Origin of the sequence: Paenibacillus sp. PK4536 (assembly GCF_028594455.2) — a bacterium.
Lineage (GTDB): Bacteria > Bacillota > Bacilli > Paenibacillales > Paenibacillaceae > Saccharibacillus > Saccharibacillus nuruki.
In genome coordinates this window covers 696705-710025 of the sequence record NZ_CP126313.1, presented here as the reverse complement: position 1 = coordinate 710025, position 13321 = coordinate 696705, and the positions used below count along the sequence as shown (strand labels likewise).

Genomic DNA, 13321 nt, shown 5'->3' with positions numbered 1-13321 from the left:
GGGGCTTTTTGGTATTGAAATGTATAAATTGCAATTAGCTTGTATGTGAGTTTTTGAAGCCTTGAATTTCGCCTTTAACTTCTTGAGTTGCAGATTGAGCTTCATCTTTCAAATCTTTAACACCATCTAAAGATTCTTTAACCATACCCACAACTTCTTGACCTTTTTCAGCAAGAACATGTCCACGTTCGTTCAACATTGGAGCGTTCTCAACAACAAGATCAGTCAATTCTGCTACACGAGTACGAATTTTTTCACCTTGTGGAGTAGAGAATAGAAGTGCTGTTCCTGCACCAATTAATGCCCCAGCAATTGCACCTGTAATAATTGATTTTGTAGATTCGTTATCCATAATTGTCGACCCCTTATCTTAGCAATTTAGTATTTACTGTATTATTACCCAGTCAGAAGAATATTACACTCATTCTTCAGAATAATTCATAGAAATAAGATCATAATAAATAATACTTGCAAATACATAGATATCTATGTAATATAAAATTATGTTAAATTACAACGCATGTGCAATCATTTCTAAAATTCGCGACGACGTTAACAAGCTGATTATCACAGAGTTAGCAAAGAACAATATTACAGATGTTGTTCCTTCTCATGGAGATATCCTTTGCTTTTTGTACAGTGAAAAAGGTAGCTTATCTGTTAACACGCTAGCACAGAAAGTGCATCGTACTCAACCAACCGTTACCGTACTGGTCAACAAACTTGAGAAGTTAGGTTATGTAAAGCGTCTCAAAGATGATCAAGATCAGCGCATAACGATGGTTCATTTAACAGATAAAGGATGGGAATTAGAGCCTATCTTCAATCAAGTATCTGAAGCTATCAATCATAAAGTCTATGGTCGTCTCAGTGAACAGGAACAAGAACAATTTGAGTATTTATTAGAACGCGTGTACTCAGGGCTTTGAGATGGTGAGAGCCTTTTTTTATAAAAATATATAGATATCTATCTAATAAGGAGAATGTCATTCATGAAACATTTAATCGTATTTGCTCATCCCCATCAAGAAGGTACTAATCAAGCTATTTTGAAAAGAATGGTACACACCTTAGAAACGCAAGGGCATGAAGTAGTTGTTCGTGATCTATATGCACTCAATTTCCAACCAGTATTAACAGAAGCAGACACAGAAGCGATGAAAGTTGGTAATACACCAGCAGATATCAAAACTGAGCAAGAATACATTACTGCGGCTGACGCAATTACCTTTATTTATCCGATCTGGTGGACAGGTCTTCCTGCTATTTTGAAAGGCTATGTAGATCGTGTATTTGCTTACGGATTTGCTTATGGTTATGGAGAAACAGGAATTGCACAATTGCTTACTGGTAAAAAAGGGCTTATTATCAATACGCATGGTCAGACGAATGAAATCTATGATCAAGTGGGTATGACCGATGGTCTCAAAATCACATCGACAACAGGAATCTTTGGATTCGTAGGCATTGAAAGTGTAGGGCATTTGATCTTCGGTAGTGCGCCTTATGCGGATGAAGCTCAATTGGAAAATGTATTGCGTCAGGTCGAAGAAACAGTAACGACTGCGTTTAATTCATAAAATGCTTCTTATACTATAGTAGGAAAAAACAAAAAACGAGCTCCTGATGCAACAGGATGCTCGTTTTTTGTCTTTTATGATGGGATTACAATTTAAAAATAGAATCGTTATTCGGTTTGTTCGGATTATCTTCGAAATTATGATTCATTTTATCTTTCAAATACATACCATAGATATGCACGATCCCAATCTTCACAACCATATACAATGGAATAACAAGCAACATTCCCAGAATACCACCCATGTCTCCACCTACTAATAAGAGCACAACAATCGTAAACGGATGAATATCCAACTGCTTCCCGAAAATAATCGGCTCAAGCAAGTTATTTTGTATCATTTGCGCAATAATCACGATCACGATTGCCCAGATTCCCATAGCAGGGGATTCGATCAAACCCACAATCGCTACCGGAACAGCAGACAAAATGGCACCGATATAAGGAATAAAGTTTAAGAAGAAAGCTAAAAATACAAGTAATAATGAATATGGTAGATCAATAATCAAGAAACCAATATACAGAAGCACACATAGTGCCAAGTTAACCAGTACTCGACCTGCAATAAAGCTACTTAGTGAATCATCCATTTCATCCAACATCGCTTTTCCATCTTCTTTATGACCAGCTGGAAAAAGTTTGAGCAATTGAGGTGACAACCGTTTGTCATCTTTAAGCAAGTAGTACAACATAATAGGCACGGTAGCCACAACAAGTACAAAGTTAGAAATAAAGGAGAACATACTTGAAATATGAACCGATAACCAATCAAAGATCGTATTCAAATATTCTGTTAATTTAGCAATCAACTCTTGATTGTTTTCAGCAGGGATATATTGCTGAATCGTTGGATTCTGTTGTAATAGCTGGATCTGCGTAATAATACTTTGTGTAAATCTAGGCGCATTTTCGATAAAACTTGAGACCTGATCTCGTAATGTCGGCCAGCCGATAATAGAAAAGATGGCTAAAACGATAATAACCGCCAGATACATCAATAAAATAGATAAAGAACGTTTTAACTTCTTTTTTTCTAAATAATTAACGAGTGGACGTAGTGGATAGTATAGAAAAGCTGTGATCAACAGTGGAACGATGGTGAGGCTAATTAACGAAGCGATTGGGGTAAAAATAAAGTCAACCAGTGTTCCTAAATAGACAATCAAGAGCATAAGCGCAACCCCGGCACCTATACGGAAAAAGCGTCTTTGTAGCATAGATAAATCCTCCTTCAGAATCTTAAATGGCCAATATGTAGAATCTTTGTATATTCCCTATACACTCATACGTAAAAAGTAATGAGTTGGATGCATCAATGGAAGCTTTATGAAAGTTCTCATTTGGGTCTATCTTACTATATAAACCGCAATATGCTTGCTTAATCTCTGGAGAAAGGTAAAATAAAAAAGCAATCATTTGTAAGCGTTATTAATAACTACATATCCAAGGAGGCATATCTACAATGACAATGAATTATCGCAGATTAGGTGGTAGTGGCTTGAAAGTAAGTGAAATTAGCCTGGGCAGTTGGCTCACTTACGGAGGATATGTGGAAAAAGAAAATGCGGTTCAATCGATTCGTGAAGCTTATGATTTAGGGATTAACTTTTTTGATACTGCAAATGTCTATGAGCGTGGAGAAGCTGAAAAAGTGGTAGGTGCTACACTTAAAGACTATCCTCGTGAATCGTATGTACTGGCAACCAAAGTATTTGGCGATATGGGCGATGGACCGAACGACAAAGGGCTATCCCGCAAACATATTACCGAACAATGTCATGCCAGTCTTAAACGTCTAGGGCATGATTATATTGATCTTTATTATTGCCACCGCTTTTCCCCAGAGACACCGATCGAAGAAACATTACGTGCACTCGATGATCTTGTTCGTCAGGGCAAAGTATTATATGTAGGTGTCAGTCAGTGGACAGCTGCTCAGATGCAAGCGGCGGTGGGTGTAGCAGATCGTTATTTGCTAGATCGTATTGTTGTCAATCAACCAGTCTATAATATGTTTAACCGTTATATAGAAGAAGAAGTCATTCCACTTGGTGAGAAATACGGTATCGGACAAGTCGTCTATTCACCGCTTGCCCAAGGATTATTGACAGGTAAATATACATCCAAAACCGATATTCCATCCGATAGCCGTGCCGCTAAACTCAAATGGGATGATGACCGCTTTAGCGACGAAAAACTATCTCAAATCGGACAATTGCAAAAAATCGCTGATGAAGCAGGGATACCTTTAACTCATCTAGCACTAGCATGGATCTTGCGTCAAAAAAATGTATCCAGCGCACTCGTTGGAGCCAGTCGTCCTGAACAAGTCAAACAAAACGCCAGCGCATCCGGCATCCAACTTACATCCGACGTCATCGAAGCCATCGAAAAAGTATTAACCGTCTAAAATAAACTCAATCTATAACCCTTTGAAGCCTTCCGCGTTATGGAAGGCTTTTTAGTTTAACTATATACATAACCCTCAATGTCCTAATTTCAAATATCTTAATATCAAATAATTCCCAAATCGTCACCGATAATATAAGTAAGAGGTAAGAGGTAAGAGGTAAGAGGTAAGAGGTAAGAGGTAAGAGCCAAGAGGTAGCAAAATTAATTAACCAACATCATATTTACCCTGCTCCCCTCCCACCCAAGATTTCAGGTTTTGCCCTACACTCATTTCAATACCCAACGTGATATCCCACGCCAGCGGAGGCAATCATTATTGTGAAAGAGCGGAGCGTTCGCCTTTAGAACGTAATCCCCACCGCAAAGCGGTACATCAAGGGATTCCGTTCTACCAGCGACGACAAGAATAACGATTGCCGTAGCGTCACTTACCTAATACCGTCTAAATGCACCTCTTTAAGCCTCAAATCCGCCCAATTTATGATAATGATTCTCAGAATTGTCTGCAAAACTATTGACCATAATTTTAAATGGATTTATACTTATTCTAAAATCAAATTAAGGGAATGATCCAAATGAAAACAATCAACTTGACGACACAGCGCAAAGCTGTATATGAAATCGTCTGCGAAGCTGCGGATCACCCGACTGCTGCTGATGTTATGAATCGGTTAGTAGAGCGTGGTCATAATTTTGCATATGGGACGGTATATAACTCTTTAAGATATTTATCAGATAAAGATTTGATTCGCGAATTAAAATTAGGTGAAGCCGCAAGTCGTTATGATGGCAAAATGGATGATCACCAACACATCGTATGTGAAAACTGTGGAGCTGTAGATGAAGTGATGACAGACGCACCTGTAGAATGGTATGCAGCCGTAGCCGAAGAAACAGGATATGATGTACACCATGCTCATGTCGTATTTAGAGGAGTGTGCACAGAATGTCGAAACAAATCACGAAAATAATTGATAATGATTATCATTTAGGAACAACAGATACATTAATGAACTGGTCTGTAGCTGAACGTAATATGCGTAATGCAGCCGATCTTATCGCACATTCTTGCCCGATTACAAGACGAGTGGTTATTATCAGTCCAGCACCAAGCCGCGTACATGAATTAACACGTACACTATCAGATAGTTGTTTTGATGTTATGGTTTTTCACCGTTGGGAAAGTAATGGTGCAGGCGCAATCAGTGCTGATTTGTTTATATTTGATCTGATTTCTTCATCAGGTGCTCAAGATATTGAGTCTGCTAAGTTACAGTTTAGTGAGAAAAATTCTCATTTACCAACATTGTTCCTTGTGCGTGAAGATATGTTAACGACGGATCTGAACGAATGGGCAGAAGAAGAATTGTTAGTCTGGCCTGCACGTCCGCAAGAAGGACTGTATCATGTAGAACGTGTGATTCGTGCTGGAAGCAATCGCCCTGCGGCACCTGCAACAGGAGATACCGAACATCGCACTGTTTTCAAAGACCTATGGATCGATCGCAAAAAAATGACCGTTCATCGTGCACAACAGCGTATTGAACTCACCAAAACAGAGTATGATCTATTACTTATGCTGATCGAAAGCGAAGGCGGCGTATTGTCTCGTGAAGATTTGATGAGCGAAATTTGGGGCACTCAATTTTTTGGCGGTAGTAATGTTGTTGATGTTCATGTAAAAAGTCTACGTAAAAAAATCGGTGATAATGCTTCTGCACCGCAATATGTAGAAACTGTGCGTGGCGTAGGTTATCGATTGGCAGATTAAGGGAGCTCTTCATCATTTCTTCATCGAAGGCTCATAGGTAACTCATGAATGGTGGTAAGGGTAGATGTTAGAATGAATCTAATCTTTTGGAATGAGTCTAATTATAAATTAGATTGATGACCATTTATGATGAGAGGATGATTTCTAACAATGACAAACAACGACCACCGTCTAACGACCAACCAGGGTGCACCTGTAGGGGACAATCAGAATTCCCGTACCGCAGGTCGTCGAGGACCTACTTTACTAGAAGATTATCATTTGCTAGAAAAAATCGCTCACTTTGACCGTGAACGTATTCCAGAACGTGTTGTTCATGCTCGTGGAGCAGGCGCTCATGGAGTGTTCCGTGTCGATCAAAGTATGAAGGAATACACCAAAGCTGAATTTTTACAAGAAGTAGGCACAGAAACACCTGTTTTTGTACGCTTTTCAACAGTTATTCATGGTGTAGGTTCACCCGAAACAGCACGCGATCCGCGCGGATTTGCTGTTAAATTTTATACCAAAGAAGGCAACTACGATATCGTAGGTAACCATTTGCCTGTATTCTTTATCCGTGATGCAATGAAATTCCCGGATATGGTTCACTCACTCAAGCCTGATCCGCAGACCAATCTACAAACACCGGCACGTTATTGGGACTTTATGACACTTACGCCTGAATCGACGCATATGATGACATGGTTATTTTCAGATCATGGTACACCAGCGAATTATCGTGAAATGGATGGATTCAGTGTTCATGCGTTCAAATGGATTAATGCTGAGGGTAAAGTGACTTATATTAAATACAAATGGGAAACAGCCCAAGGTGTACGTACTTTCACGGCTGACGATGCTGAAAAGCAACAAGGTAAAGACTTCAATCATGCCACCCGTGATCTGTTTGAACATATTGAAAAAGGCGAGTTCCCGGAATGGACATTGAAAGTCCAATTTATTGAGCCCAAAGATATCGATAATTATGCTTTTGATCCGCTAGATCCAACGAAAGTATGGCCTGAAGATCAATTTCCTTTGCATACGGTCGGAACGATGACACTCAATCGCAATCCAGATAACTTTTTCGCTGAAGTCGAGCAATCTGCTTTTTCACCAAGTGCTTTGGTTCCAGGGATTGAGCCTTCTGAAGATAAATTACTTCAAGGTCGTCTGTTCTCTTATCCAGATACACAACGTCACCGTCTAGGAACCAATTATCTTCAAATTCCAATTAACTGTCCGTATGCACCTGTTCGTAATCAACAACGAGATGGATTGATGAATATCAAGCAAGATACATCTACGTATAATTACGAGCCTAACAGCTATACCGATGGCCCTACAGAAGATCCGCATTACCGTGATTCTGAAGTAGAATTGGAACAAGGACATGTGACCCGTCAGAAAATTGCCAAAACCGATGATTTTGCTCAAGCAGGAGATCAATATCGTTCATATACTGCTCAAGAAAAAGAGAATTTATTGCAAAATTTGGTTAATGATTTAAAAGAGGTTAAAAAAGATACTCAATTGCTGGCAATCTGTAACTTTATCCGTGCTGACCGTGAATATGGTATGCGTCTAGCACAAGGATTAGGCATTGATATCAGTGAATTTATGGGGCAAATGAGATCGTAATCATCACTTACAACAGATGACAAATGATTGACTTGAGATATTCAGCGTTCCGCTTTATATTAAAGGGGTATCGTTAGTTGAAATGAAGCAGAACGCTTTTATATATAAGCTGTGAATAGAGACCTTAATCGTTCTCAAAAAAAGATAGCTTAGTAGGATAAGGTCACTATTGACCGCAGTTATGACGAAGGAGCGCTACAAATTCATGTGTGCGCTCCTTTGTATACTCTAAAAAAGGGGTGATGAAAGGCAAAAGGGGTCTGTTCGTATGAATACAGTGTAGGAAGATCAACAGATGGGTGCTTACTATTCCAGAAGATTGAAGGAGATGTGAGTCATGAGAAAATCATGGAGCGTTGGCATGATAGGTGTGTTGTTCATCTTTGTTGTCGGAACGTCCAGTTCGTTCGTTGCACCTGCATTTGCTGCCACTGAAAATGGATCTTATACTGTTGTGACTCCTGATATTCTAACCAAGCGACCAACCACAGACATTTTACCTGCTGATTTCCCAATTCCCGATGATGCCGTGATCGATACGTCCCAACAAACGTATATTGAAGGACAACATAGTATTTTGCTTGTTTTTCATACAAAAAGCAGTATGGAGACCCTTGCCAAAACGTATGATGAATACTTCCGTATTGTGAATATGGATCAAGCGATTCAGACGTTAAATGAACAACAATTGAGTGTACAAGGAACAGAACCGGTTACAGCTCAACAATGGTCATTAACTGGTGCACCTACTGCCTCCAAAGATACAGTAGAAGTAACAGTGAAAGTGATGAAACATCAATAAAGATAGATGATCAATCGAAATGAAAACGATAGGAATGAATACAATCAAATGAATAGTATAAATAACAAAAAGATGTAACTTCCTTTTTGAGCGAAGTCACATCTTTTTGTTGTATAAGCGTATATTGATTTGAAATACTTAAAATACGTATCTACTTATTTCTCTGACCAGCTTACTGTCAATTCTACAACATCTTTGCCTGTTTTAGCGCCGCCAATAATCGACCAGACTTGTTTAGTTTTAGGATCGGTTCCTTGAATGATAAGGTTTTTCTCATCAATTGTGGATGTTGCATCAGTAAGAGATTTGGCATCAAAATATTGTTTGTACGTTTGAGACAGAGTCTCCATGCTTCCTTTAGTAGTAAAGATAAGTAAAACCGATTTTTTACCTTTGTTTTCTTCTTGATGAGATGTGGAGATGACTGCATCATCGGGAATCGGGAAGTCTGTCGGTAAGTAAGTAGGACGTTTTTCTACACTATCTGCTGCAATCGGTCCTTTTTCTGTCAGTGATCCTGAATTGGTTGCAGTATCATTACTTTCCGTCGCAGGCTCGGTTGCTTCAGTGGAAGAATCAGTCGTCGAAGCAGGTTCAGTGGTCATATCTGAAGATTCTGTATCTGTTGTCCCAGGTGTTGCCGGTTCTGTATTCGTCGTATCGGTTGTATTATTCGTTTCCGGAGTGCTCTCAGTTGAAGGATTAGCGGGTGCAGATGCGTTACTACAAGCACTTACGATGACGACAAGTAACATTCCAGTCAAGAATAGACTCCATATTTTTTTCATTCATCATGCCCTCATTTCTAAATAGATTATAGATCTACTCGCTTGTGGCTATACAGCTATTGCTTGTTATTCCAGTTCAATTATAACATGACCTTTACATAAAGAGTATTTATGACAGTGGCTTATCAGAAGGGCTATAGATAAGATCATGATTTCCAAAAAAATAGCTTCGCAAAACGATATTAATCTGGTATTATTTGTATAATGTATCCTTATATAGAGGAAATGCAGAAAAAAGAATCAATTCTACTCTAAAAGGTAGACGTTTGACGCGTGCTACAGAGATACACTACTATATGTAGTGAGGTGGCATAAGGATATGAAAATACAAAATTTTAAAGTAGGCGCAACAGGAATGGATCGCTTTTTCGGTCCACTGGAAGCTCAAGTCATGAATATTCTATGGGATATGGATCACCCCATGACGATTAAAGAAGTTCTAGCTTCACTTCAGACAACCAAAACACTTAGTTTTAATACCATTATGACGGTGATGAACCGCTTGGTTGAAAAAGGAGCTTTAACGAAAACGGGAGAAAGTCGAAGTTTTCATTATGAGCCTTCTGAAAGTCGAGAGCAATTTTTAAACAATCAGTCCAGGGAATTGACGCATGAATTGATGGAAGAATTCGGGTCACTCGCCGTAAATCATATGGTAGATGTGCTGGAGGAAGTAGATCCTCAACTTATTCGCGCCTTGGAGGATAAAATCAAACAATGGAAAAAAGAAACGTAAATCACTGGCAACGTCGTTCAAGAAGATTGCTTCATACCGGGCTATTGCTATCTTTATTTACGATAGGGCTTATGTTTATTTATGCGCTCCATGCGATATTTGGCTGGAATATTCCTTTTGATCTGCTACGTATCTGTAACCGTTGGATGGAAGCTCAAGGTTGGTTTTCAGTAGCGCATGTACTCAGAGGTCTTGTTCTTTGTACATTTGTCTTATATATCGGCTACGGGTTAGATCAATGGCTAGGATCGCACCGAGCATATCGTTATTTTCAGTCGCTACAAGATGAAGAACAGTCAGCACGATATAATGGAGTCTACAGCCCTGCGAACAAATTATTTGTGATTATTCACTGTCCGCAACCATTGGCGTTAACAATGGGTATTTTTCGGCGACGTATTATTTTATCAGATGGATTACTTCGCATGTTGGATCAACAAGAGCAACAAGCTGTTGCGCATCATGAGCTATTTCACTACCGACATCGTGATCCATTAACGACTTTTTTGTTGGGGCAGTTTGCTGTTGCATTATGGTTTTTGCCTGTATTGAGAAAGATTACGTTACATTATAAAATATCGCGTGAAATTCTAGCAGATAGTTATGCTGTTCATCATTTGGGTACACCTGTTGGCTTAGGCGGTGCATTATTAAAGCTTGTTCACCGTCAGCAATACCATTCCCCTCAACCTTTTCGGATGATCTATTCTTCTTTTGCCGAGACATCACTCAATTACCGAATTCATCGTATTGTTGAACCTGATCAAGAGAAATCTTTGCGTTTGCCAATAGGAACTGTGCTATTTTCTGTGGTTATATTGATATCACTCAGTATTTTGTTATTGTGGTCACTTCTATAATGATTGTATAAGTGGCTATTTTTATAGTAATACACTACGCCATGTAGTGAAGATTTTACTCATACTAAGGAGGAATAATAATGTTGCTTAAACGTAATGTAGAATTGGGATTGTTTATTGTTCGTGTATTAACAGGTATTATCTTTTTATTGCATGGATTTTCTAAATTTCAAGGTGGTATTGGCGGTACAATGGGATTTTTCCAAAGTATAGGGTTACCTGGAGCTTTGGCTCCTGTTGTAGCGATTATTGAGATTCTAGGTGGATTACTGTTAATTCTGGGTCTACTAACGCGTATTGCAGGTGTTGCTTTAACCGTAATTATGGTTGGCGTATTGCTTACAGCCAAAGCCGGACAGCCATTTATGATGGGTACCGAATTTGATTATTTGTTGTTATTTACCTCACTTCAATTAGCATTTACAGGTAGTCTATTATTATCTGTAGATAGTCTTCTTTTCAAAAATAAATACAATAGTCGACTAGCCGAAAACTAAGTAACGCACAATATATTTGTGCGAAACCAAAGATAAATCAAACAAAAACCGACAAATATCATAACGATATTGTCGGTTTTTTGTTTTTTACCTAAAAAACTAACATCGTTTAGGCGATATATACAGTACCAGCAAATTGTAGATGATTAACATCAGGCATCAGAATCATCTGTATTCATTTATAGAAAGAGTGGGGTTCATGAAAAAAAGAAAAAATTTGGCTAAATTACCTGCTTTTCGATGGTCTATTCGTAATCAATTAATTTTAGCTTTCGCTTTAATTTTATTGGGTCCAAGCTTAGTCATTGGTATCAGTATGTACAACAAAGCCAAAGTCGAAGCACAAGACAATCTAAATGCTAGTGCAACACAAAGTGTAGAAATGGCTAATTTATTTATCAGCAATGCGATTCAGGCGAAGTATAACGATGTGGAGTACTTATCAGGTATTTTTGATAAATCGCTTCTAGCTGAAAGTTCTAGCTCCCTTCTTAATCCCAAGTTAACTCAGTATTTAGGGCTTCATCCAGAAGCAACAGATATCTTTGTGGGTACTGAAGATGGAAGAATTATTCATGGAGCAACCAAAGAAAATAAAGCGGGCGATGATCCTCGAAAAAATGATTGGTATCAGTTGGCAGAAGCTTCTCCAGACAAATCTATTATTACTTCTGTGAAGCTCAATGCAGATAATCTGCCTGTTGTGCTGATTGCTCATCGTTTAAAAGATCAATCAGGTGTAGTCGGTATTACATTAAATTTGCAAAATGTTTCTAAATTAGTGGATATTGATGTAGGTACAGCAGGTTATGTGATTATTTTGGATGCCGAGAAAAAATATATTGTGACACGTAGTGGTGTACCCGGTGATCCCGCAACTGGTGAATATTTAGAAAAAATGTATGCTCAGGATACCGGTACGATTAACTATACATTTGAAAATAAACCGAAAAAAATGGTCTTTCTTACTAACAAAGATACCAACTGGAAAATTGCAGGTACGATGTACACCACTGAAATTGATGCAGCGGTCGAACCGATTCGTAATCAAGCATTCCTGATTATTATTATTGCAATTGTGATTGCAGCGATCATTGTGGCGTTCTGTATCAATATGATTATGAAGCCATTGCTTGCTTTGCGCAAAACCACCCATCAAATTAGTGAAGGTGATCTGACTATCCAAATAGATGATCGCAAAAACAATGAGATTGGCGATTTGGCGCATGACTTTGCGATTATGGTGAGCAGTCTGCGTGAAATGATCGAAAAAGTCAGAGATACAACAGATAATGTATCCGCAGCTTCGGAAGAACTTGCAGCAGGTGCAGAAGAAACCAGTCGCTCTGTAGAACATGTAACGATGGCGATTCAAGAAGTGTCGACAGGTAGTGAAAGACAAGTAGCAGGCGTACAGATCGGAGCAGATGCTATTCATCGTATGTCAGAACGTGTATCTGAAATTTCTGGTCATGTGGCAGAAGTGAGCCAGAGTATGACCGATGCGGCAACAGCTTCAGCTAAAGGAAATGAATCGGTTATTAATGTAACGCAACAAATTTTTGAAATTCAATTAACCGTCGATCGGTTGGCTGAAATTATCACCAGTCTGAATACTCAATCCAGTGAAATTGGTGGTATTGTTGATCTTATTCGTAATATTGCCAAACAGACTAATTTGTTAGCGTTGAATGCTTCGATTGAAGCTGCTAGAGCAGGGGAACATGGTAAAGGGTTCGCTGTAGTTGCTGACGAAGTTCGTAAGCTCGCTTCCGAATCAGGAGAATCCGCAGAACGGATCGGTAGTCTGATTACAGGCATGCAAGGTATTGTTGCACAATCGATCGAAGTTATGGATCAGGCCAAAGAAAATGTAACTGGTGGGATTCTAGCAGTTGATACGTCTGGACGCTCATTCTCCAAAATTAATCGTGCGATCAAAGCCGTTTCTCGCAAAATGAATGATGTAACCGGAACAACAGATCATTTGAACAGTGATGCGAATGCGGTTGTAGAATCGATTGAAGATATCGCTAGTATTTCAGAAGAAGCAGCAAGCAATACAGAGACGATCTCAGCAGCAGCAGAAGAACAACTGGCTTCGATGCAAGAAGTATCCAGTGCGGCTACAGATTTAACGCGTCTAGCAGAACAGTTACAACAATTGGTTTCTCGTTTTAAAGTATAACTATTGCGATGAACATGTTTCAATACTATAGCCGTTGTCTCATATTAAGTGACAACGGCTATTTC

General features: G+C 39.0%; 14 protein-coding genes. 11 read left to right on the top strand and 3 right to left on the bottom strand.

What is annotated here, in order from left to right:
- Positions 1-34: 34 nt before the first annotated feature.
- Positions 35-352 (bottom strand): YtxH domain-containing protein, encoded by a 318-nt coding sequence (locus PO903_RS03370; protein ID WP_069327726.1) that lies wholly within the window; start codon positions 350-352, stop codon positions 35-37.
- A gap of 151 nt (positions 353-503) precedes the next feature.
- On the opposite strand from PO903_RS03370, the gene PO903_RS03365 reads away from it, so the two are divergent.
- Together PO903_RS03365 and PO903_RS03360 are read left to right on the top strand one after the other, a co-directional pair.
- Entirely contained in the window at positions 504-929 is a 426-nt protein-coding gene (locus PO903_RS03365) for a MarR family winged helix-turn-helix transcriptional regulator (RefSeq protein ID WP_273592590.1), read from the top strand.
- A 63-nt stretch (positions 930-992) separates the two neighbouring features.
- Positions 993-1580 carry an NAD(P)H-dependent oxidoreductase gene (locus tag PO903_RS03360; protein ID WP_273592589.1) on the top strand — a complete coding sequence of 196 codons (588 nt, stop codon included), beginning with the start codon at positions 993-995 and terminating at the stop codon, positions 1578-1580.
- A gap of 85 nt (positions 1581-1665) precedes the next feature.
- On the opposite strand, the gene PO903_RS03355 is transcribed toward PO903_RS03360, so the two are convergent.
- Entirely contained in the window at positions 1666-2796 is a 1131-nt protein-coding gene (locus PO903_RS03355; protein WP_273592588.1) for an AI-2E family transporter, read from the bottom strand.
- A gap of 251 nt (positions 2797-3047) precedes the next feature.
- Between PO903_RS03355 and PO903_RS03350 the strand changes: the two genes are divergently transcribed.
- The 5 genes from PO903_RS03350 (at position 3048) to PO903_RS03330 (ending at position 8187) form a co-directional block, all read left to right on the top strand.
- Positions 3048-3989, top strand: coding sequence for an aldo/keto reductase family protein (locus tag PO903_RS03350; RefSeq protein ID WP_069327784.1), 942 nt, complete (start codon positions 3048-3050; stop codon positions 3987-3989).
- A gap of 577 nt (positions 3990-4566) precedes the next feature.
- A complete protein-coding gene (locus PO903_RS03345; RefSeq protein WP_069327730.1) occupies positions 4567-4962 on the top strand; it encodes a Fur family transcriptional regulator in 396 nt (131 codons plus the stop codon).
- Positions 4938-5762, top strand: a complete 825-nt coding sequence (locus tag PO903_RS03340; RefSeq protein WP_069327731.1) for a winged helix-turn-helix transcriptional regulator — start codon at positions 4938-4940, stop codon at positions 5760-5762. Before PO903_RS03345 ends, PO903_RS03340 begins: the two co-directional genes overlap by 25 nt.
- Before the next feature lie 150 nt (positions 5763-5912).
- On the top strand, positions 5913-7385 hold the full coding sequence (locus tag PO903_RS03335) for a catalase (RefSeq protein ID WP_273592587.1): 1473 nt from the start codon (positions 5913-5915) through the stop codon (positions 7383-7385).
- Between the two features lie 337 nt (positions 7386-7722).
- Positions 7723-8187, top strand: coding sequence for a hypothetical protein (locus tag PO903_RS03330; RefSeq protein ID WP_137223046.1), 465 nt, complete (start codon positions 7723-7725; stop codon positions 8185-8187).
- Between the two features lie 155 nt (positions 8188-8342).
- Here PO903_RS03330 and PO903_RS03325 read toward each other — a convergent pair whose 3' ends face one another.
- The gene (locus PO903_RS03325; RefSeq protein WP_139129243.1) at positions 8343-8975 is read right to left on the bottom strand and encodes a hypothetical protein; all 633 of its coding nucleotides are present in this window, start codon (positions 8973-8975) and stop codon (positions 8343-8345) included.
- 319 nt (positions 8976-9294) lie between these two features.
- Between PO903_RS03325 and PO903_RS03320 the strand changes: the two genes are divergently transcribed.
- From PO903_RS03320 to PO903_RS03305, 4 genes are all read left to right on the top strand, one after another.
- Entirely contained in the window at positions 9295-9711 is a 417-nt protein-coding gene (locus tag PO903_RS03320) for a BlaI/MecI/CopY family transcriptional regulator (protein ID WP_069327735.1), read from the top strand.
- Positions 9693-10571 carry a M56 family metallopeptidase gene (locus PO903_RS03315; RefSeq protein ID WP_273592586.1) on the top strand — a complete coding sequence of 293 codons (879 nt, stop codon included), beginning with the start codon at positions 9693-9695 and terminating at the stop codon, positions 10569-10571. The genes PO903_RS03320 and PO903_RS03315 overlap by 19 nt, the downstream gene beginning before the upstream one ends.
- A gap of 80 nt (positions 10572-10651) precedes the next feature.
- Positions 10652-11068, top strand: a complete 417-nt coding sequence (locus tag PO903_RS03310; protein ID WP_273592585.1) for a DoxX family protein — start codon at positions 10652-10654, stop codon at positions 11066-11068.
- Between the two features lie 199 nt (positions 11069-11267).
- Complete coding sequence (locus tag PO903_RS03305; protein ID WP_273592584.1) at positions 11268-13256, top strand: methyl-accepting chemotaxis protein; 1989 nt, start codon at positions 11268-11270, stop codon at positions 13254-13256.
- Positions 13257-13321 lie beyond the last annotated feature (65 nt).